Raw genomic sequence first — 22,929 nt, forward strand, 5'->3', positions numbered from 1 at the left:
GATAAAATTTTGATTTTTCATTATCTTTCCACTAATTAACTAACTCAACAATTTAACTAACTCAACTATGATTGTTTATCTCTATGAATTTATTGGAACCGCTTTACTTATTCTTATAGGGAACGGTGTTGTTGCCAATCTCGTTTTAAAAGGCACCAAGGGCCCTGACACCGGGTGGACCGGTATTTCATTAGCATGGGGTATTGCCGTTTTTATAGGTGTTTATGTAAGTGCAGATGTTAGCCACGCCCATTTAAACCCAGCTGTAACTTTGGCATTGGCCACAGCAGGCAAGTTTAGTTGGGGGTTGGTACCCGGTTATATGGTTTCCCAAATTTTGGGTGCCATGATGGGGAATTTCCTAGTTTGGCTCACTTACAAAAAACATTATGATGCCACCGAAGACCAAGGAGCTATACTGGCTACCTTTTGTACCGCCCCGGCCATAAGAAGCCCCTTTTGGAACTTTGTTACGGAAGCAATTGGAGCCTTTACCTTAGTTTTTGGTGTGTTCTTTATTGCAGGCGGCAAGTTTGGAGAGGAAGCCATTTCCTTGGGTTCCTTAGATGCGCTTCCGGTAGCTCTATTGGTAATGGGTATTGGTTTTGGGCTTGGGGGCCCAACAGGTTATGCCATAAATCCGGCACGTGATTTTGGTCCGCGTTTATTGCACGCTATATTACCCTTAAAAAGTAAAGGCAGTAGTGATTGGGGCTATGCATGGGTGCCTATTGTAGGTCCATTGTTCGGTGGGTTTTTAGCAGCTCTGGTTTACCTTGCCGTATCCGTTTAAGCAACCTTTATTCTATACTGATGAAAAAAATAAGCTTTCTATTTTCATTTTTCTTAATCGTACAAATTGGTCTTGCACAAGAGTTCATAGAAATACCCTATGAAAAAAGTAAGACCGTAAAATGGGAAAACGAAGAAAGACAATACTTCTCGGATATTTGGAACACAGAGGTAGTTACAAATGTTTCCGTACCCACCCTTCAAGTTTTTCAACCGGAGAAACCCAATGGTACATCTGTTATTATTGCTCCAGGCGGTGCTTTGTACGCGCATAGCATTAATAGTGAAGGACGTAACGTAGCCAAATGGCTCGCTGATAAAGGTATAACTGCGTTCGTTTTAAAATATCGTCTTGTTCCTACCGGTAAAGATGCGGTACAAGAAATTAGTGATGACGGTAAGAACAAACCCGCCCGAATAGCAGAAAGAGTAGCTCCCGTACTACCTTTGTCTGTTGCTGATGGGCTTTCTGCAATTTCCTATGTTAGACAAAACGCAAAAAAATATCAATTGGATCCAAATAAAATAGGTTTCATGGGATTTTCTGCTGGAGGAGCTGTAACCATGGGCGTAGCTTACAATTACACAGAAGATAATCGGCCAAATTTTATAGTTCCAGTCTATGCATGGACGAGTGCTTACCCCGTTCAGGACGCTCCCAAGAACGCCCCGGATTTACTTGTAATTTGCGCTAGTGATGACCCATTAGGTCTTGCTCCGGGCAGTATTGAAATTTATAATTCGTGGTTGAAAGCCGGCTACATACCAGAACTACATATGTACGCCAAAGGAGGACATGGTTTTGGAATGAAAAAACAAGGCTTGCCATCCGATAATTGGATTCAACGTTTTTATGATTGGTCCGTTGCACAAGGAATTACTCAAACATCTAAATCAAAATAAATGAGGTTTTCCCTAATCTTACTATTGCTCATGGGTTTCAGTTTACATGCGCAAAGCGTCTTTAAAAAAGAAGTAGAAACCATTGTTCAAAAGAACGATTCATTGTACAACCCTTCACTGGAGAGTATTGTTTTTACAGGAAGCTCAAGCATACGCGTATGGAAAGATTTACAAGAAAGGTTTCCTGAATACCAAGTCCTTAACTCTGGGTTTGGAGGCTCACAAGCAGTAGACCTTCTTGAATTTACGAATGATCTTATCCTAAAATACAAACCTAAAAAGGTCTTTATTTATGAAGGTGACAACGATATTCAGAGCAAAAAGAGACCCAAAGAAATTATTAATACCCTAGCAGAAATACAGCGTATAATTTTTACGGAAAGTCCCCAAACACAGATTGTATTCATTTCTGCCAAACCAAGTATTTCCAGATGGAAACTGAGAAGGAAATACAAAAGGCTCAACCGGAAAATGGAAAAAATGACGCTTACTGATAATAGACTACAATATGTAGATGTTTGGAACCCTATGCTTAATGGAAGAAAGGTAAAACAAGATATCTTTGTATCTGACGGCCTGCACATGAACTCCAAGGGATATGAAATTTGGTATACCGTCTTAAAAGATTATGTAAACTAGGCATAAAAGAGTCCACTCCAAAAAAACTAAAGATGAAATCTAACTTGATCAGCGCGTTATTTATCAGTTGCATATTTGTTGTCCTTTGTTCTTGTGAACCCGAGAAAAAGAAACGTGTGCTGAACCTCCCACAGACCAATCTGGCCATGGAAAACATGATTCCGTTGCCAATGAAAATCATACCTACCAATTCCGGTTTTGCCTTGGATAAATTTACGGCTATCTATACCTCTGAAAATGCAGATGGATTTCCTGAAGTGGGAAAATTTCTATCGGAAAAAATCCATGCTAAGACCGCTTTGGATATTTCCGTGAACGTTCAAGAAACTCCGAACAGGGAGGGTGTTATCTATATAAACCAATCTGATAGTGTTGCGTTAAATACTCCTGAGTCATATCAGCTTTACATTACTAAAGATTCTATTATTCTAAACTCAAATACGGCTGCCGGTGCTTTTAGAGGAGTACAAACAATTAGACAAATCATTCCGGAAACACCACTTGACTCCGTTGCCCCTTATAAAGTATGGAATATTCCTACCGGGAAAATCATAGACAACCCTGTTTTTGAATACCGCGGAAGCATGTTAGATGTAGCCCGTCATTTTTTTAGTGTTGAAGATGTAAAGAAGTATATAGACCTTTTGGCGTATTACAAATACAACGTTTTACACTTGCACCTATCGGACGATCAAGGATGGCGAATAGAAATAAAATCTTGGCCAAAACTTACGGAAATTGGTGGTAGTACTGAAGTTGGCGGCAAATCCGGTGGCTTTTACACACAAGAAGAATATAAGGATATCGTAAACTACGCTGCGGAGCGCCATATGATTATAGTTCCTGAAATTGATATGCCCGGGCATACCAATGCGGCATCTGTTTCTTACCCCTTTTTAAACGGAAATGGTAAGGAAGTAAAACTATATACGGGCATGCGAGTTGGTTTTAGCACTTTTGATACTAGAAAAGACACTACATATGCCTTTATAGATGATGTGGTTAGAGAGCTATCTGCTATTACTCCCGGCCCCTACTTTCATATTGGTGGAGACGAGAGCCATGTTACCAAGAAGAAAGACTATATCTACTTTGTTGAAAAGGTTGAAAAAATAGTTCAGAAATATGGAAAACGTATGATAGGCTGGGATGAAATTGCCACTGCAGATATAGATTCCACTTCGGTTTCTCAGTTTTGGTCGAGTAAAGAGAATGCAGATTTGGCCGTAAAAAAGAACATGAAAATTATCATGTCTCCTGCTAAAAAAGCATACTTGGATATGGAATATGACACCCTGTCCAAACACGGATTACACTGGGCCGGCTATATTCCAACGGACACTGCTTACGTCTGGTCTCCGGAAACCTATGAAGGTATTCCCTTAGAAAACATTTTGGGTATTGAAGCTCCACTATGGTCCGAAACCATTAGTAATATTGATGAACTGGAATACCTTGCTTTTCCCCGAGCCATTGGTTATGCAGAACTAAATTGGTCAACTCCCGAAAACAGAAATTGGGAAAAGTACAAGCTTCGTTTAGCCAATCAAGCGCCATTCTTAGACCGGATGAACGTAAAGTACTACCCGTCTCCTTTAATAGATTGGAAAAAAAGCAAATTCACGTATAAAACAATCGATAAAGATTAGAGGTTTTTTAAAAAATTTTGCTGTAACATAATATAGTTGAATCTTAACATTGTAGGTTTTCTTTTTCTAATCTTAAAAGAAGCGAGTGTAATAAATCAAAATTGATAGGCTTTTCTAAATAATCAAAAATATCTCCAAAAGCGGAAGCTTTAAGCCTATCTTCAGGTCTTCCTGATGAGGTAGTAATTATTATTGGCACATTAGGACAAATGCCTAGATTCTGTTTAATTTCCAGAAATTCCCAACCATCTAAAATTGGCATATTTATATCCAGTAAAATAATATTTGGACATTCATTGGTCTTTAAATAGTCTATTCCCATTTGACCATTAGTTACTATCGTTATATCATTGAAACCCAAATCGTTTAATTTAGTTTCAGAAATGAAATTTGTTACGTCGTCGTCTTCTATAATCAGAATCTTTATCATTTTCGTTGGTTATTGATTATTAAAATTGAATATTAAATTCGGTTCCTTTATTAACTTGACTTTTAACCTCTATTTTTCCTTCTTTTTCCGTTATTATAGAGTGAATAATGTAGAGGCCAATACCAAGACCTTCAACGTGAGTGTGCATTCGTTTAAATAATCCAAATATTTTGTTGGCTACAGTTTGATCAAACCCGAGACCATTGTCTTTAAAAGTGAGAAATATCTTATCATCAATCTTTTTTGTCCTTATTTTAATAATGGGTTTGCGATTGGGATGTTTGTATTTAAGAGCATTAGACATAAGGTTTTGCAAAATACTCTCCATTTGAACTGGACAATAATTTATCATAGGACAACTCGAAAAATCAGCTTCAATAATAGCTCTACTATTGATTATATCTTCTGACAAGCTTGCTTTAATCTTTGCTACAACGTCTGCAAAAACAACATTTTCATGATTTCCGTTAAAATTGGATTTTACAGCGATTACATGATTTAAGGCTCTAACTTTATCACACATAACTTTAGTCACTTTCTTCATTCTATCAACAATTGGGCTTAGGTCTTCTGAGACCGGCCCTGCTTTCATAAACATTTCAAAAAGACTTTTTAAGTTTGTAAGCGGCGCCCTCAAGTCATGGGCGGCCACATAGGAAAACTCCTCTAACTCCTTATTAGACTTTTTTAGATTATCGTTTACCTTTTTTAAAGAATCCTGAGTATCTTTTAACTCATCTATTGTTCTACTTAAACTTGAAATGTCTCGAGTAGAAATCCCCAGATAATCTCCAATTTTAAAAGCCCTCACCATCCATTTATATTCTACATTATTTAAATTAAACGAAAGTTGATCGTAGCCAACAGGAATTCCAGTCTTAAATACTTCTTTGTAAGATTTGTAGCGAGTTGTTCCTGTTAAGTGAGGAAATATTTCCAGCAAATTTTTCCCAATAATGTCAGGTCTTTTAATCCCCAATGTAACTATTGAGGCATTATTAACGTCTACAAAATTCATTTGGTTATCTAGATTTACAAAGGGAGAATAGGCATTTTCAAAAAAAGCACTTTTTAATTCGCTGTTAATTTCGGCTACATCTTTCATCATTTATCATTTGTTTAAAAATCACTTACTGTGCTAATTTCCAGAATTTTAACACAAACCATTAATAAAAAGAGCTATGTAGTAAGAAGCTGACGATGAATGGTAATTATCTATCGATGAAAAACCATAGACAATTTCGCAATCAAGAATTGATAAAAGAATTGAAGTATCTAAGTAAGAAATGAAAAATAGCGAGGACTAAGGAATTTTGCCCATGGTAGCATCAAATATTCTTTTTGATAATTTTAATTTAGTCCAAACTTTATCATCAAGTATTTAGAAGAAGTTTAAACGTTTTTACCAGCATATTTTGTGGCTAACAACAGCTTTGTAGCTTTCCAAAATTCTATGCTAGTGGGGTTTGGAGATAAAGAATTTTCTGGATTCTCAAAAAAAGTACTGACTAATAGTTTCAAGTACTGTAAGTTACTATTCTCTGATTTAAGGTGCTCAAAAGCCATAAGCCAATCATTAAATTCTCTATTATGGATTTTGTTTCCGGACAGATAGGTTACCCCTGTATGCCTGTCATCAAGCTTTATTCTCTCAAAAAGTTCTCTGATCTTGGTTTCGTCTCCTTCAATATATTGAATAAACCTTTCCTTAAAATAAAGCAAACATCCGGTGATGTTATTTTGCTTATTGAATTCCTTGGCCTTTTCCACCATTTCCTGGATTTCTTGGGGACCAAAATCAGCATTAGCAATAGAGGTATATACTAAACAGAACATGTAATTTGGTATGTGTTTGGTTGGCTTGTTACTAGCTAAGATAACGATTTAATAATGAAAAAAATATCGAAATTACTGTAATTCAATATTTTACAATTTATTCTTTCATTAAAAGAAAGATTTATCCTACGCTATAAATTTATTGACACACCGTTTATTCTAGTAACAGTGTACGAAAAACAAAACCCTCCTAAAAGGAGGGTCTTAACTAATATATAATATTCTAAAAACTAGACTCTACTCCTCTTCAGAAGCGTTTTTTTTATCTCCGGAAAAATCCGTAATACCATTCTCATGAAGAATATTGTACCATTGTATTACCTTTTTAATGTCGCTGGCATATACCCTGTCTTCATCATAGTTGGGTAAAATTTCAAAAAAATACTCTTCCAACTTTATTTTTTCAGCTTTATGGGGAACCGAGGTTTTCTCTCCTTTTTCCTTAACCTGTATCTTTAAGAATACATCTCTTAAAGGCAACTCTTCGTCTAGCGTATAAATTGCAATTTCAGAAAGGATACTAACATTACTTCGCATACCAACGGTAATACGTTTTTGATCAATAAGTGATTCAGCTACAAACCCGGTACGGGTCTGGGTTACCAATTTGTAAAGGCCCGGTTTTCCGCCAATGGATAAGATTTTATCTAAACTCATATAAAAATTTACATTTTAGGAGCGCAAATATTGCACTTTTCAACGAATTACGATACAACTTTAACGTCCTTTTTTCTGGTTCGGGAAACGCATGCGATAATCTGCTCTAATGTTTCCTTTAGAGATGTTGTTCAATCTGCCCTTAAGCATTCGCTTTTTTAATGCCGAAAGTTTGTCTGTAAACAAAACACCTTCTATATGATCGTACTCGTGTTGGATTACCCTTGCCAAGAGCCCATCATATGTATCTGTGTGTTCCTTAAAATCTTCATCTAGATAAGTAATGGTTACCGTATCTTTTCGCTTTATATCTTCGTGAACATCCGGGATACTTAGACAACCCTCGCTAAAAGCCCATTCCTCACCGGTTTCTTCTTCAATATATGCATTAATGAATACCTTCTTAAAACCGTCCAATTTCTTTTGATCTTCTTCGGATAAATCTTCATCCTTAGAAAAAGGAGTAGTGTCTACCAAAAATAAACGTATAGGCAATCCAATTTGTGGCGCCGCCAAGCCCACACCATTGGCATTATACATGGTTTCCCACATATTCTCTATTAACTCGTTCAATTTTGGATAATCATTTGGCAGGTCACTGCCCACTTTTCGTAACACTGGATCGCCATAAGCGATAATTGGTAATATCATCTAAATTTTATTTAAATAGGCTTGTAGAATAATTGTTGCGCTAATTTCATCCACCAAAGATTTATCTCTTCTTTGTTTTTTCTTTAGGCCACTGTCTATCATAGTCTGAAAGGCCATTTTAGAGGTAAAACGTTCGTCCTGTCTTTCAACGGGTATGTGCGGAAAAACTTTTTTTAATCGATTTAAAAAAGGAACGATCAAAGCTTCTGACGCACTGGGAGTATTATCCATTTGGCGCGGCTCACCAATTATAAACTTCTCTACACTTTCCTTTTGGGTATAATCTTTTAAAAAGTCTATTAGTTCAAAAGTACGTATGGTAGTTAAACCTGAGGCAATTAACTGAAGTTCATCCGTAATGGCAATCCCCGTTCGTTTTTTTCCGTAATCCAATGCCAACAATCTTCCCAACCCTCATTTATTTTTTGCAAAAATAACCTATAAATTGTTATAACCGTAAAATTGAAACCTTAAATCATATTTGACCCCCTATATTTGCAACTTTAAACGGATAATCCAATTTTGATTTTCTTGGAAAGTCCAATGAAAAAATTATTATAACTATACATAACACTTAATTATATAGAACAGATGACGGAGTTAAGAAAGACCATAGAAAGTGCCTGGGAGAACAGAGATCTTTTAAAGGAAACAGCCACCCAAGATGCCATAAGAGAAGTTATAAATCTTTTGGACCAAGGTAAATTACGCTGTGCAGAACCAACCGCAGATGGATGGCAAATTAACGAATGGGTAAAAAAAGGCGTGGTACTTTACTTTCCTATTCAAAAAATGGAAACTCTTGAAGCCGGTATATTTGAATACCATGATAAAATTCCTCTAAAACGCGGTTATCAAGAAAAAGGTATTCGTGTAGTGCCAAACGCTGTTGCACGTCATGGCGCATACATTTCTGCCGGAACCATTCTAATGCCAAGTTACGTTAACATTGGTGCTTATGTAGACGAAGGAACTATGGTAGATACCTGGGCCACTGTTGGTAGTTGTGCCCAAATAGGCAAAAATGTTCACTTAAGTGGTGGTGTAGGAATTGGTGGCGTTCTTGAGCCGTTACAAGCTGCCCCCGTAATTATTGAAGACAATGCTTTTATAGGTTCTAGGTGCATTGTTGTAGAAGGTGTTCGTGTTGAAAAAGAAGCCGTTCTAGGAGCTAACGTAGTTCTTACGGCCTCTACAAAAATCATAGATGTTACCGGAGATGAACCTATTGAAATTAAAGGTAGGGTTCCTGCCCGTTCAGTTGTTATACCAGGGAGCTATACAAAGAAGTTTCCTGCCGGTGAATTCCAAGTGCCTTGCGCATTGATCATTGGTACGAGAAAGGAAAGTACAAATAAAAAGACTTCTTTAAACGATGCTTTACGGGAATATGATGTAGCGGTTTAAGTAAACTAAAATATCAATTAAGCCCATAGTCGTTTACTGTAAGCGTCTATGGGCTTTTTTGGTAAAATAATGTGATTTGTACGCAACCATTTTAAATTCTTTAGTCTAGTTAATAAGTGAAGCGTAAGAAAAGTACTTAAAAAAGCAATTTATAGTTACTTTTTAAGTTATAATCTAGCAAGTTAAGAACGAACATATATAAATTTTTATTGATTTTGAGTAATTCTGACCATAAGCTTTCGGCATTGATCATTACCTTTAACGAAATGGAGCACATTAAAAAATGTATTGCTTCCGTTTCCTTTGCGGATGAGATAATCGTGGTTGATTCCTATAGTACTGATGGCACGTACGAATACTTAAATGCACTACCCAATGTTCAGGTAATTCAACGTCCGTTTAAAAACTTCACTGATCAAAAGTCATTTACTCTTAACAAAGCATCTAACGATTGGATTCTATTTGTAGATGCCGATGAAGTTGTACCTAGCTCTTTAAAAACTGAAATTACCCAAACCATACACGACCCAAATGCTTTGAGTGCCTATTGGTTTTATAGAAAGTTCATGTTCAAAAATTGCAAACTGAACTATAGTGGATGGCAAACCGATAAAAATATAAGATTATTCAAAAAAAGTCAATGTCAGTTCACCCAAAACAAATTAGTTCACGAAACTTTGCAAGTAAACGGTAGAACTGGTGTCCTTAGAGAAAAACTAATCCATTATTGCTATAAAGGCTATTGGGACTATAAAGCAAAAATGGTTCATTACGGGAGACTAAAAGCTAAGGAATTATACGCCCATAAAAAATCTTGCAATATTTTGAAGCTTTTCATTAAACCTATTTGGAAATTTTCCTATAATTACTTCATACGGTTAGGTTTCATTGACTTACATAGAGGTTTTACTGTTTGTTATTTAAACGCTTTAAGTGTCTATACTAGATATTCTGAGCTTTCTAAGCTAGAAGCAAGTGCTAAAGCACAAAAAACTATAGGCAAGGAAGCTTATAAACTTAACAATGTTGATATAGCAACCAACTAAACTCTATGGTCCTAATCAATAAAATGTATTAGGAAATAGAATAGATTTGTTCTCTTTTTCCAAACCTTCACAACCGTTTGTTTTTATATTCCTATTTTCACACTTCGGTAAACGGATGAAAATTGCTATTACCCATTGAGCCTTCATATTGAACAAAATAAATCTACATTTTATAATTGGCGCAAAATAATATGACAAAAACGGCACTGGTGGAAGTTAGTACCAGCCATGAAGAATGTTTTTATTCTCAGGCTAGATTTATGCAGAATACAGAATTTGAACTTGACCTTTATATTCACCCTAATCTAAATTCCCAAATTGCTCCCTATCAAGGGTTATTTAAAAACATTTTCTTTGCTAAAGAAGAGAGTGGATTGTTTAAAAAACTCTGGTCATCAATTCAACTTGTAAAAAAATTGAAAAACTATGACCTTATTATTTTTAATACTGCTAGTTCCAGCAAATTAATTAGAAATACCATATTCCTTCTAAATCTTTACCCAAAAACCAAATGTATTGGCCTACTCCATAATACCAAAAAGTTAGAGTCTAGCTTTACCCAAAAAATAATTTCCACCAAAATAAAGCAGTACTTTGTTCTAGCCGACCATCTCAAATCACCTTCAAGAAAAATCAAACTTGAAAGCTTCTACCCTATTTACTTTCCAAAAATTAAAACAAGCGTTGTTAAAAAAGAAAATGAAATTTGGATAGTTATTCCTGGAAGAATAGACTTTTCAAGAAGAAATTATACTTTACTCTCAAACGCCTTAGAAAAAGTGAGTACTCTAACCAACGTTAGGTTTATTTTTTTAGGAAAACTATTGGAAACAACTAAAGATGGTAAAGCACTTCTTTTGGAATTCAAAAAAAGTATTTTCTTTAAAAAAATTCTCTTTTTTGATTATTATATTGAAAATGAAGAATATCAAGCATACTTGTCCAGTGCAGATTTTATAATGCCTCTATTAAAATCGGACAGCTCCTACTTAAATCATAAAATATCCGGAAGCTTTAATTTAGCGTATGCCTATGAAAAACCTATATTGACCCAAGATTTTTTCATGGATATCCCTGATTTTTCAGAACATGCAATCTTTTTTCATAAAGATAATTTACATCTCATTCTTGAAGAACTTGATAAGAGAAATCTAAAGCATCCTGCTATTAAACAGTTAGATAAATGGTCATTTGAAAACCAGAAAAAGAACTACCTAAATTTTCTTCGCCTAACACATTAAATGTGACTTATAATTTAGATTTTTTAAGCTCTTTAATGAATAATGTTTAGCTTTACGATTATAGCTTTTTAGAGACACATGAGAATAGGTTATGACGCCAAAAGGATTTTTCACAATAGAACTGGATTAGGCAACTATGGTCGCGACATCCTGAGAATAATGAACTCATATCCTGAAATGGAAGAGTTTTTCCTTTTCAACACCAAAACCCCGAGCGTAAATAGAAAAATTGCTTTAGAAAAATCAACCATTATCTATCCAACGGGCTGGTTTTGGAAAAACTTTCCCGCCTTATGGCGTTTGTTCGGCCAATGGAATCAAATAAACCATTTAAAGTTAGACTGGTACCATGGCCTATCCGGAGAAATTCCAATTCAGCTTAAAAAACAAGGTACAGCAAAAATTGTCACAATTCACGACCTTATTTTTATAAGCCACCCTAAATATTATAATTTTTGGGACCGTGTCATTTATCGCCTAAAATTTTATTATGCGGTGCATGCGGCAGACCATATTGTGGCTATTAGCGAACAAACCAAAAGAGATATAATAAAGTTCTTAAAAGTATCTCCTGATAAGATTACGGTAGTGTATCAAGGATGTCACAACGCATTCAAAACTATATATTCCGAAGAACAAAAAAATGAGATTAGAGCACGTTATTTTCTTCCTGAACAATTTATACTAAATGTAGGTACTATTCAGGAGCGTAAAAACGTCTTGGCCATAATTAAATCTATAAAAGGTACCAACTACCATTTGGCTCTGGTAGGAGGAGAAAAGTCTTATGCAAAAAAGGTACGCAGATACATCCAAGAGCATAACATGCAGAAACAGGTAACCTTTGTAAAAAAGATAAGCGTTCAAGATTTGGCCATTTTATACCAAGCTGCCACCCTACTCTGCTATCCTTCATATTGCGAAGGGTTTGGCATTCCGTTGATTGAAGCGCTATTCAGTAAAATACCCATTATTGTTACCAAAGGCGGATGTTTTCCGGAAGCTGCTGGGCCGGATGCTATTTATATTGACCCGGATAATACCGACGAGATTCTGCAAAATATTAAGAAATTATATGAGTATCCCGAATTAAGAAAAGAGTTAGCTGAAAGAGGCTATTCTTATGTTCAAAAATTCAATGATGAAAATGTGGGCGCCAGTCTTGTTGCTCTCTATAAAAAAATTGGATAAATGGGGTCTATTTGCTTTTTTAATACGGCCATTGCTTGGGGTGGAGGAGAAAAGTGGCACTTTGAAGTCAGCCAACACCTCCATAACAAAGGAATACCCGTTTTTGTAGTTGCACACTCAAAAAGTATATTATTAGAAAAACTAAAGAAAACAGACATTCCCCATAAAGAAATTGCACTCTCCAACCTTAGCTTTATAAACCCTTTAAAAATAGTGCTGGTAAGAAATATTTTAAAAACTTGTATCATTGATTCTATTGTTATGAATCTATCAAGTGATGTGAAAATTGCGGGGCCAATAGCTAAATCCCTGAATATCCCAAGAGTTATTTATAGGCGTGGTAGTGCTATTCCTATAAAAGATACTTTTCTCAATAGGTATCTATTTAAAAAAGTTCTTACAGAAATACTTGCCAATTCAATAGCTACAAAAAAAACCGTTTTGGAATACAACCCCGAGCTGTTTCCTAATGAGAAAATAACGGTCATATACAACGGGGTTAAAGTTCCAAAATTACCAAAAACGGATAGTTCTCCCGAAAAAAACAAAACTATTACATTAATAAATTTAGGCAGACTAGAGCACCAAAAAAACCAAGGTTTTCTGCTGGATGTCGCCAACAAATTATTACAAAAAGGAATAGATTTTAAGTTATTAATTGGTGGTGAAGGACGTTTACGCGATGAATTACAATCAAGAATAATCAACGAAGGTCTATCAAAAAATGTAGAGCTTAGGGGGTTCATTGAAAAACCTTATGATTTTATTTCCATGGGTGACGTTTTTTTGCTTTCATCTTATTGGGAGGGTTTTGGCTATGTTTTGGCAGAAGCGGCACTTTGTGGCAAACCATCTATTGCTTTTAATAATAGTAGCAATCCGGAAGTGGTGGTACACCAAAAAACCGGAATATTAACTCCCCCTAACAACATAGACAGCTTTGTAGAAGCTATCGAAACTTTTGCCAAGGATAAATCTCTGATTGAGAAAATGGGTGTAGCAGCAAGAGCTTTTGCCGTAAATCAATTTGAAAAATCTAAAAAACTAAGAGAAATAGAAGCGTACTTGATAGATGAATAGAAAGGAGAAAATCTCGGCTTTACTAATTACTCTCAACGAGGAAAAACACATAGATGCGGTCTTACAGAACTTATCGTTTTGTGATGAAATCATTGTTGTGGATTCTTTTAGTACTGATCGCACTATAGAAATTATAGAAAAGCACCAGAATGTACAACTCATACAACGCCCCTTTAAAAATTATACCGATCAAAAACAATTTGCTTTAGATCAAGCTAACTTTAACTGGGTGCTGTTCATGGATGCCGATGAACGAGTTACTCCCGATCTTGAAAAAGAAATTCTTCATGAAATTGAGCACGCCAGCGATCCTGCTGCTGCTTATTATTTTTTAAGAATATTCATGTACAAAGACAAAGTTCTACATTTTAGTGGATGGCAAACGGACAAAAATTACCGACTGTTTCAAAAAGATAAAGTAAAATTCGTTTCTGACAGGATTGTTCATGAAACTCTAGAAGTCAATGGCAGGTCTGAAACCCTAAAAAACAGACTTATACATTACTCTTTCAATAGTTATGAAGAGTATAAATCAAAGATGGTTAAATATGGTAAAATGAAGGCCAAAGAATCCTTTGATGCAGGTAAAAAAGCCAGGTGGTATCATTCGGTTTTAAGACCCAGTTGGAAATTCTTCAATCACTATATACTTAGATTGGGATTTTTAGATGGCAAAAAAGGTCTTGTTATTTCTTATCTAAATGCACTGGGGGTTTACACCAGATTCAAAGAACTTAAACGTCTGAATTCAGCAAATTATAAATGAGACGGAATCCTAAAAGTATAATCCTTTTCTGTCCCACAAAAAATTGGGGTGGGATAGAAAAAAATCTGCTATTGAGAGCCATATATTTAGGTAATGCTGGCTATAAAGTTGTAGTAGTACTATTAGAAAACACATTCGAAACAAAGTTTTTAAATCTCACAAATGTTACTGTTCACACCATTACAAAACGCGGTGGAGATTTAAATTTCTTTGTTGTTTTAAGATATGTAAGACTTATTAAAAAAGTTAGGCCTGTAACGGTATTTGCAGCGCTTAAACGAGATTGGTGGTTAGTTTCGTTATCGGCCCACTTAACCAAAGTACCCAATAAAATCCTATATCTTGGCAACCTCAGAAAGGTTAAGTCCAGTCTAAAGTATCGTCTGGTATTTGAGGTTTTTAAGTCCAAGGTGTTGGTCAATAGCGATTCTTTAAAAGATGACTTGTTACAAAATAGCTCTCACTTTAATTCAAGTAATCTTATTAAAATTAATAATGGCATAGAACTCCCAATTACTGAAAAAGATGAAGATTGGCTTCCCGTAAAATCTCTAAATCTTCCCGCAGATACATTTTTCGTAGGTGTTGCAGGATGGTTGAATTACAGAAAAGGATTCGATCTTTTACCTGAGATACTAGAAAAATTACCCCAAAATGTGCATATATTACATGCGGGCACAGGTGGTTTTGAACTGAATATGGATGAAATACTATCCAAATACCCCAATCTTGTATCACGCATTCACTTTCTTGGTCATGTTAGCGCAATGGACCAATTTTTTCAAAATATTGATGTGTTCCTATTATGTTCTAGAGAAGAGGGCATGGCCAACGTATTATTGGAATCATTAAGTCATGGTGTGCCCATTGTATCCACAAAAGTACCTGGTAGCGAAGAATTGTTGGATAACGGTGCCTACGGTATCTTAACCGAAATAAACGATGTAACCGCTATGGCCAATGGCATTCAATCCATAATGGAGCAACATATAAAATTTGAGCCCGATTATTTAAAACAGAGGATTACAAGTAGTTTTTCTTTAGAAAAAATGATGAGAAATACGGAACAATTATTTTTTCCTCCAGAGTAATAATTTATTGAATCATGACCGAAGAAATCAACAAATGCATAGAAGTCCTAAATCAAGGCGGCCTCATTCTCTACCCAACTGATACTGTTTGGGGCATTGGTTGCGACGCCTCCAATGAAGCGGCCGTAAAAAAAATTTACGACCTAAAGCAAAGAGAAGACAGTAAAGCCTTAATTTGTCTGGTGGCCAACGATGCCATGCTCGAAAGAACGGTAGAAAATGTTCCCGATTTGGCCTATGATATCATGGACCTTTCTACCAAACCCACCACTATTGTATATGATGGCCCAAAAGGGGTTGCCAAAAATTTAATTGCAGAAGACAATACTCTGGCTATTCGTGTAGCTTCGGATAAATTCTGCCGTTACCTGATCAATAAGTTCAAAAAACCTATAGTTTCTACCTCTTCCAACATTTCAGGGCAGCCAACCCCTAAAAGTTTTGCCGAAATAGACGAAGTTATTTTAAAAGGTGTAGACTATGTGGTAAATTTGCAGCCCGAACAAAAAAATGCGGTTCCTTCTGCCATTATCAAACTAAGTAGTGATGGCACGGTAAAAATCATACGTGAATAAAGTTCATGTCTTTCAAGGCATTGACCCTTATTAGTTATTCGTATTTTGAGCAGTATACTAAAAATGAAATCTTTGAACTACGAAAAAGCGCTTTCCAACCCTATTTTTAAAATCGTTTCTCAAGCAGCCGATGAAATTGGTGTGGACTGTTATGTTATTGGGGGATTTGTGAGGGATTTCCTTTTAAAAAGAGGAACGGCCAAAGACATAGATATTGTTGCTGTTGGAAGTGGTATTGAACTGGCAAAAAAGGTGGCGATCCTGCTCAAGGGAAAACCGCAGGTAAGCATATTTAAAAATTTTGGGACGGCTATGTTACGTCATGGTGATATAGAACTGGAATTTGTTGGGGCCCGTAAAGAAAGTTACCATAGGGATAGCCGTAAACCCGTAGTAGAAGACGGAACCCTGGCCGATGATCAAAATAGGCGGGATTTTACCATAAATGCATTGGCACTATCTTTAAAGTCAGATAACTTTGGAGAGCTTCTTGACCCCTTTAATGGGGTTGCCGATTTAGAGAAAAAAATTATTCGCACCCCTCTTGAACCGGGTATTACCTATTCTGATGACCCGTTGCGGATGATGCGTGCCATTCGCTTCGCTACACAGCTAAATTTTACCATTGAGCAAGCTTCCCTACAATCCATTACGGATAACAAGGAACGTATAAAAATTATTTCCAAGGAGCGAATAGTTGATGAACTTAATAAAATTCTGTCCTGCGCAACACCTTCAACCGGGTTCGCCTTACTCCATAAAACTGGGCTTCTGCCGTATATTCTTCCTGAACTGGTAGCATTGCAAGGCATAGAAGAAATTGAAGGGCAACGCCACAAAGACAACTTTTGGCATACCCTAGAGGTGGTAGACAACATTTCAAAAACTACGGATAACCTATGGTTACGTTGGGCCGCACTATTGCACGACATTGGGAAAGCGCCAACGAAAAAGTTTCACAAAAAAATTGGTTGGACATTCCACGGACATGAATTTGTGGGCTCTAAAATGGTTTACAAACTGTTTAAAAGACTCCGTATGCCATTGAACGATAAAATGAAATTCGTTCAAAAAATGGTACTAATGAGTTCTAGACCCATTGTTCTTGCGGAAGATTATGCTACGGATTCGGCTGTACGCCGCTTGGTTTTTGATGCAGGGGAAAATGTAGAGGATTTAATGACGCTTTGCGAAGCCGATATCACTACCAAAAACCCTAAGAAACAAAGAAGATATAAGAACAACTTTAAAGTTGTTCGTCAAAAAATTATTGAAGTAGAAGAGCGAGACCATATACGCCAATTTCAACCTCCGGTAAGCGGTGAAGAAATCATGGAAACCTTCAACCTAAAACCGTCAAAGGAAATTGGTATCATTAAAGAGGCTATCAAAGAAGCCATTCTAGAAGGTGAAATTCCCAATGAATACGAGGCCGCAAAAGAATTTATGTTAGCAAAAGGAAAAGCGCTTGGTCTTACACCCTCCTAAATAGGGTACAATGCCTATTTATATCCCTAAAAAAGATTGGACTTAGCTTAACAATACACCGCAGATTATCACGTTTTAATGTTGAACACAAATGAAAAACAATTAAAATATGTGAGGTGTTTTTTTAGCAACCTCTGTTTACAGGTTAAAGTACCCGCTTTTCTGGTGATGAATAAAGAATAGTAGTGCTTAGCAACAAAAATAGATACCTTTACAACCACATATACAAAATTGCCTTCTTTTTATCCAACTAAAAAGTCATGAAAAAATTCCTCCTGATTGTACTTTTAACCGCTACCTCAGTTTGTGGACTTAGAGCACAGCAAGATGCCCAATATACACAATACATGTACAATACTATGGCTATTAACCCAGCTTACGCCGGTTCTCGCGGCGTACTTAGTATTGCGGGATTGCACCGTTCGCAATGGGTTGGTGTAGAAGGCGCACCAAAAACACAGACACTTAGTTTGCACACTCCTATCAATGACAGGGTGGGCGTTGGTCTTTCCATTGTAAATGATGACATAGGAAACGGAACCAGCCAAGAAACCTATTTTGATGGTGTTTTTTCCTATACGGTACCTATTTCAAGAGAAGCAAATCTTTCATTTGGATTAAAAGCCAGTGCTCATGTCCTAAACTTGGATTTTAGTAAATTGTCCAACTACAGCAACGAAGCCTCCGGCGCAGGCCTTACCAACATTGACAATAAGCTTTCCCCAAATTTTGGAGCCGGTGTCTATTATTACGATGAACGGTTTTACATGGGGCTTTCCGTGCCTAATTTCTTGGCTACAAAACATTTTGACGGTGATGCCTCTAGCTCTTCTTTTTTAGCCAAAGAACGCATGAATTTTTATTTGGTTTCGGGATATATCTATGACTTAAACCAAAGATGGCAGTTTAAACCCGCAGTACTATTAAAAGCAGTTAATGGAGCTCCATTACAAATAGATTTATCCGCTAATTTCATGTTCAACAATAAATTTATATTGGGGGCGGGTTATCGTTGGGATGCGGCTCTAAGTGGCATGTTCGGTTTTCAAGCCTCGGACCAAATATTGCTAGGTCTGGCTTATGACAGAGAGGTTACGGAATTAGGTGGCACCAGATTTAACGATGGCTCTTTTGAAGTGGTATTGAGATATGAATTTAAATCTAGGTATAGAAGAACAACCGCTCCAAGATTCTTTTAAAAAAATTTCCACAACAGCTTTAAAACAATTTTTTCGGTATCAACCATTCTTTCTCCCTACTTCCCTTTTTCTCAATCTACCGTATCTACCCTATGGCAAATAAATCATCCTACAGCTTATAAGGTCTATACATCTGGTTTTTCGTACTATACAACATATAATTTGAGACGTCTGTATCCCTGCTTAAATTTACGTTACAACGTTGTAAGTCTTTATCTACAATAATTTTATAAAGACCGCATAAAATACATTCCCTTTTGGCGAATCGTTTAAAAAAAATTTTCGGGGCCTTTCTTTTGTTCTTACTTGCCCATGTGGCAAACGCCCAACAAACCACAAATTGGACAGCGGTATCCCTTTCTGTATGGGAGTCTGTTACCGATGATGGGTTAGTGCGTGTGGAGTGTAGAGTAGCAGGAGGGGTGACTGTTTTAGGAAACGAAACCATGGGCTGTACAAGCGCTTCCACTTATAGCGACCCTCTGGTATTTGGTAGTAATTCTTTAGAAATTTCTGCAAGTTCTATTGTAGATGGCAATTTAAACTTTCATTTTTTTGATGCAACTACAGGGGATCCCGTTCATATTGTAAATCCCATTTTGCATGCTGATAAAGTGGGCACTTTTGCCGTGGTCGCAATATTTTCCGATGCAGCAACTGGAAACTTTAATATTACAAACGGCACATGGACAGAGTTAAGTTCCAATGGTCCTATTTTTCAATCTACCCCTACCCTTTTCAATATTGACGACACTTCCCTGTTGATTAGTGGAGGAGGAGAATGTGTAAACGGTTCCAACATTGGAACAGGTGGAGGAAGCTTACGTGTTGAAAATGTTACAAGTTCCATAGAAATGGATGTAGATGTCACTGGCGGTTTACTTTCTCTCCTTACTGCTTCCGATGAAGTCGAATTCGTACTTACCAATCTCATCATTGCCGACCCAAAAATTGAAGTAACCAAAACGGTCATTGAAAATTTTGGAGACCCGGTCAGTATTGGAAATACAATTGATTATACCATTACCGTAGAAAACACCGGAAACGTTGCTTTGAACGCCATAGACCTAATGGATACGTTTACCGATATAGACACAAATACATTATCACTAACAAGTGGCCCAACCTTTAACTCATCAACTATGGGTTCTGGTGAAGGAACACTCCTTCCTACCGAAAACGCAACTTACTTAGCAAGTTTCGCTCTAAACTCAACCGCTATAGAAGCTGGAGGGGTCAGCAATCAAATTACTGTTCTTGCCGATAGTCCATATGGAACCGATGACGTAAACGACCTTTCCGATGACGGCATTGATACCGATGGAAACATTGAAGACGACCCTACCATAAGCTATTTCCCTACTGCAGAAAATGAAACCGTTACCATATGCGAAGCGGACACAATTGATATTAATGTTCTTTTAAACGATGATTTTGGTGGAAATGGGCCTGCCTCCGGCAGTATATTTATTGTCAGTTCCGCAAGTTCGGGAACTGTTTTGGTTAATGACAATGGTACTTCATCCAACCCTTTGGATGACTATATAACCTATACTTCGGCCACGGGGCATACCGGCTCAGACAGTTTTGTTTACGGAATAAGGGATAGCAAAGGATACACCCAACACGCCACGGTTTCCATTACAGAACAGGCCGCTCCCGATGCAGGTACGGACGGAACGTTGACTATCTGCGAAGGGGCAACGGTAAACGAATCACAACTTTTTGCCCAGCTTGGAGGAACTCCCGATTCTGGGGGAATTTGGTCTCCTGCAATGGCAGGTGCCGGCACTTATACCTATACCGTAACAGCGACAGTACCTTGTACCGTTGATGATACTTCCGAGGTAGTCGTTTCGGAACAGGTAGCTCCCGTTGCAGGTACCGACGGAACGTTGAACATCTGTGAAGGGGCAACAGTAAATGAAACTCAACTTTTCGCACATCTCGGTGGAACTCCGGATTCCGGGGGAACATGGTCGCCAGCAATGGCAGGTGCTGGAACCTATACTTACACGGTCGCAGCAACTTCACCATGTACTGTGGACAGTACATCCGAGGTGGTGGTTTCCGAACAATCTTTACCGAATGCTGGTACAGACGGAACTTTGACCATCTGCGAAGGCGCAACAGTTACAGAATCACAACTTTTTGCACAGCTCGGTGGCACTCCCGATTCCGGGGGGACTTGGTCGCCTACTCCCTCAGGAGCAGGAACCTATACCTACACCGTTACAGCGACAGCACCCTGTACCTTAGACAGTACATCAGAAGTAGTGGTCTCCGAACAGGCAGCTCCCAATGCAGGTACGGACGGAACGTTGACCATCTGTGAAGGCTCGACGGTAAACGAAACCCAACTTTTTGCCCAGCTTGGAGGAACTCCCGATTCTGGGGGAATTTGGTCTCCTGCAATGGCAGGTGCCGGCACTTATACCTACACCGTAACAGCGACAGTACCTTGTACCGTTGATGATACTTCCGAGGTAGTCGTTTCGGAACAGGTAGCTCCCGATGCAGGTACTGACGGAACTTTGACCATCTGTGAAGGCGCAACGGTAAACAAATCACAGCTTTTTGCTCAACTTGGTGGGACACCCGATTCCGGTGGAATCTGGTCACCGGCAATGGCAGGTGCCGGCACGTATACCTACACCGTTACAGCGACAGCTCCCTGTACCTTAGACAGCACATCAGAAGTGGTAGTTTCCGAACAGGCCGCTCCCGATGCAGGTACAGACGGAACGTTGACCATCTGCGAAGGGTCAACAGTAAACGAAACTCAACTTTTTGCTCAGCTTGGTGGCACTCCGGATTCCGGTGGGACATGGTCACCTACTCCTTCGGGAGCAGGAACTTATACTTACACCGTTGCGGCAACTTCACCATGTTCAGTGGATGGGACATCCGAAGTAGTGGTCTCCGAACAGACCGCTCCCGATGCAGGTACCGATGGAACATTGACTATCTGTGAAGGGGAGGCAGTTACCGAATCACAACTTTTTGCTCAGCTTGGCGGAACCCCTGATTCAGGGGGGACTTGGTCTCCTGCAATGGCAGGAGCCGGAACCTATACCTATACCGTTGCGGCGACAGCACCTTGTACCTTAGACAGCACATCCGAAGTGGTAGTTTCCGAACAGGCAGCTCCCGATGCAGGTTCCGATGGAACTTTGACAATCTGCGAAGGTTCGACGGTTACCGAATCACAGCTTTTCAGTCAGCTTGGCGGAACTCCCGATTCTGGGGGGAATTGGTCCCCTGCAATGGCTGCTGGCGGAACCTATACCTACACCGTTGCAGCAACAGCGCCTTGTACCGTTGATGATACCTCAGAAGTTATTGTTTCCGAACAGGCAGCTCCCGATGCGGGTACCGACGGAACGTTGACCATCTGTGAAGGGTCAACGGTAAACGAATCACAACTTTTTGCTCAACTCGGTGGCACACCCGATTCCGGTGGGACATGGTCACCGGCAATGGCAGGTGCCGGCACGTATACCTACACCGTTGCGGCGACAGCACCTTGTACCTTAGACAGCACATCCGAAGTGGTAGTTTCCGAACAGGCCGCTCCCGATGCAGGTACCGATGGAACATTGACCATCTGTGAAGGGGCAACGGTAAACGAAACCCAACTTTTTGCTCAGCTTGGCGGAACTCCTGATTCCGGTGGGACATGGTCTCCAACTCCCTCTAGAACGGGAACTTATACATACACGGTCGCAGCTACTGCACCATGTACAGTGGACAGCTCATCCGAAGTGGTAGTTTCCGAACAGGCAGCTCCCGATGCGGGTACCGACGGAACGTTGACCATCTGTGAAGGGTCAACGGTAAACGAATCACAACTTTTTGCTCAACTCGGTGGCACACCCGATTCCGGTGGGACATGGTCACCGGCAGTGACAGGAGTCGGCACTTATACTTACACTGTTGTGGCGACAGCACCTTGTACCTTAGACAGCACATCCGAAGTGGTAGTTTCGGAACAGGCCGCTCCCGATGCAGGTTCCGATGGAACTTTGACCATCTGCGAAGATGCAACGATAAACGAAACCCAACTTTTCGCACAGCTCAGCGGCACACCCGATTCAGGTGGGACATGGTCGCCAGCAGTGACAGGAGCCGGAACCTATACCTACACGGTCACAGCAACTTCACCATGTACAGTGGACAGCACATCCGAAGTGGTAGTTTCCGAACAGGCAGCTCCCGATGCAGGTACGGACGGAACATTGACCATCTGTGAAGGGTCAACGGTAAACGAAACCCAACTTTTTGCTCA

At 38.6% G+C, this 22,929-nt stretch carries 21 protein-coding genes; 15 read left to right on the forward strand and 6 right to left on the reverse strand.

The window, feature by feature from the left end; genetic code table 11:
• The first annotated feature begins 67 nt into the window (after window positions 1-67).
• Genes Q4597_RS17990 through Q4597_RS18005 form a run of 4 tightly spaced genes read left to right on the forward strand, consistent with a single transcriptional unit; the run spans window position 68 to window position 3,983 of the window.
• Window positions 68-793: an MIP/aquaporin family protein gene (locus Q4597_RS17990; RefSeq protein ID WP_303407459.1), complete on the forward strand. Its 726-nt coding sequence runs from the start codon at window positions 68-70 to the stop codon at window positions 791-793.
• Between the two features lie 20 nt (window positions 794-813).
• Window positions 814-1,695, forward strand: a complete 882-nt coding sequence (locus Q4597_RS17995; protein WP_303407460.1) for an alpha/beta hydrolase — start codon at window positions 814-816, stop codon at window positions 1,693-1,695.
• Window positions 1,696-2,334: a GDSL-type esterase/lipase family protein gene (locus Q4597_RS18000; RefSeq protein WP_303407461.1), complete on the forward strand. Its 639-nt coding sequence runs from the start codon at window positions 1,696-1,698 to the stop codon at window positions 2,332-2,334.
• Window positions 2,335-2,366: 32 nt separating this feature from the next.
• A complete protein-coding gene (locus tag Q4597_RS18005) occupies window positions 2,367-3,983 on the forward strand; it encodes a family 20 glycosylhydrolase (RefSeq protein WP_303407462.1) in 1,617 nt (538 codons plus the stop codon).
• 43 nt (window positions 3,984-4,026) lie between these two features.
• Here the strand turns inward: Q4597_RS18005 and Q4597_RS18010 are convergent, their stop codons facing one another.
• From Q4597_RS18010 to ruvX, 6 genes are all read right to left on the reverse strand, one after another.
• Window positions 4,027-4,413, reverse strand: coding sequence for a response regulator (locus tag Q4597_RS18010; RefSeq protein ID WP_215441769.1), 387 nt, complete (start codon window positions 4,411-4,413; stop codon window positions 4,027-4,029).
• Between the two features lie 19 nt (window positions 4,414-4,432).
• Window positions 4,433-5,521, reverse strand: a complete 1,089-nt coding sequence (locus Q4597_RS18015) for an ATP-binding protein (RefSeq protein ID WP_303407463.1) — start codon at window positions 5,519-5,521, stop codon at window positions 4,433-4,435.
• Between the two features lie 284 nt (window positions 5,522-5,805).
• Window positions 5,806-6,249, reverse strand: coding sequence for a BLUF domain-containing protein (locus Q4597_RS18020; protein ID WP_215441767.1), 444 nt, complete (start codon window positions 6,247-6,249; stop codon window positions 5,806-5,808).
• A gap of 237 nt (window positions 6,250-6,486) precedes the next feature.
• On the reverse strand, window positions 6,487-6,906 hold the full coding sequence (locus Q4597_RS18025) for a DUF5606 domain-containing protein (RefSeq protein ID WP_303407464.1): 420 nt from the start codon (window positions 6,904-6,906) through the stop codon (window positions 6,487-6,489).
• Window positions 6,907-6,966: 60 nt separating this feature from the next.
• Window positions 6,967-7,557, reverse strand: a complete 591-nt coding sequence (def, locus tag Q4597_RS18030) for a peptide deformylase (protein WP_215912677.1) — start codon at window positions 7,555-7,557, stop codon at window positions 6,967-6,969.
• Window positions 7,558-7,968, reverse strand: a complete 411-nt coding sequence (ruvX, locus tag Q4597_RS18035) for a Holliday junction resolvase RuvX (RefSeq protein ID WP_303407465.1) — start codon at window positions 7,966-7,968, stop codon at window positions 7,558-7,560. It lies immediately after the preceding gene.
• Between the two features lie 180 nt (window positions 7,969-8,148).
• Here ruvX and Q4597_RS18040 point away from each other — a divergent pair, with 180 nt between their 5' ends.
• The 11 genes from Q4597_RS18040 to Q4597_RS18090 all read left to right on the forward strand — a co-directional run.
• Window positions 8,149-8,964, forward strand: coding sequence for a 2,3,4,5-tetrahydropyridine-2,6-dicarboxylate N-succinyltransferase (locus Q4597_RS18040; RefSeq protein ID WP_303407466.1), 816 nt, complete (start codon window positions 8,149-8,151; stop codon window positions 8,962-8,964).
• Between the two features lie 215 nt (window positions 8,965-9,179).
• Window positions 9,180-10,010 carry a glycosyltransferase family 2 protein gene (locus Q4597_RS18045; RefSeq protein WP_303407467.1) on the forward strand — a complete coding sequence of 277 codons (831 nt, stop codon included), beginning with the start codon at window positions 9,180-9,182 and terminating at the stop codon, window positions 10,008-10,010.
• A 191-nt stretch (window positions 10,011-10,201) separates the two neighbouring features.
• Window positions 10,202-11,251 (forward strand): hypothetical protein, encoded by a 1,050-nt coding sequence (locus Q4597_RS18050; RefSeq protein WP_303407468.1) that lies wholly within the window; start codon window positions 10,202-10,204, stop codon window positions 11,249-11,251.
• Between the two features lie 78 nt (window positions 11,252-11,329).
• Window positions 11,330-12,442: a glycosyltransferase family 1 protein gene (locus Q4597_RS18055; RefSeq protein ID WP_303407469.1), complete on the forward strand. Its 1,113-nt coding sequence runs from the start codon at window positions 11,330-11,332 to the stop codon at window positions 12,440-12,442.
• Window positions 12,443-13,522 carry a glycosyltransferase gene (locus Q4597_RS18060; protein ID WP_303407470.1) on the forward strand — a complete coding sequence of 360 codons (1,080 nt, stop codon included), beginning with the start codon at window positions 12,443-12,445 and terminating at the stop codon, window positions 13,520-13,522. It begins immediately after the preceding gene.
• Entirely contained in the window at window positions 13,515-14,288 is a 774-nt protein-coding gene (locus Q4597_RS18065) for a glycosyltransferase family 2 protein (RefSeq protein WP_303407471.1), read from the forward strand. Before Q4597_RS18060 ends, Q4597_RS18065 begins: the two co-directional genes overlap by 8 nt.
• A 71-nt stretch (window positions 14,289-14,359) precedes the next feature.
• Entirely contained in the window at window positions 14,360-15,379 is a 1,020-nt protein-coding gene (locus tag Q4597_RS18070) for a glycosyltransferase (protein WP_303407472.1), read from the forward strand.
• A gap of 14 nt (window positions 15,380-15,393) precedes the next feature.
• The gene (locus Q4597_RS18075; RefSeq protein ID WP_215441757.1) at window positions 15,394-15,954 is read left to right on the forward strand and encodes an L-threonylcarbamoyladenylate synthase; all 561 of its coding nucleotides are present in this window, start codon (window positions 15,394-15,396) and stop codon (window positions 15,952-15,954) included.
• 63 nt (window positions 15,955-16,017) lie between these two features.
• On the forward strand, window positions 16,018-17,442 hold the full coding sequence (locus tag Q4597_RS18080) for a CCA tRNA nucleotidyltransferase (protein WP_303407473.1): 1,425 nt from the start codon (window positions 16,018-16,020) through the stop codon (window positions 17,440-17,442).
• Window positions 17,443-17,702: 260 nt separating this feature from the next.
• Complete coding sequence (locus Q4597_RS18085) at window positions 17,703-18,641, forward strand: type IX secretion system membrane protein PorP/SprF (protein WP_289041334.1); 939 nt, start codon at window positions 17,703-17,705, stop codon at window positions 18,639-18,641.
• A 257-nt stretch (window positions 18,642-18,898) separates the two neighbouring features.
• Window positions 18,899-22,929: Ig-like domain-containing protein (locus tag Q4597_RS18090; RefSeq protein WP_303407474.1), on the forward strand; the 4,031-nt coding region annotated here is incomplete at its 3' end.

Source organism: Zobellia sp. 1_MG-2023 (assembly GCF_030549125.1).
Lineage (GTDB): Bacteria > Bacteroidota > Bacteroidia > Flavobacteriales > Flavobacteriaceae > Zobellia > Zobellia russellii.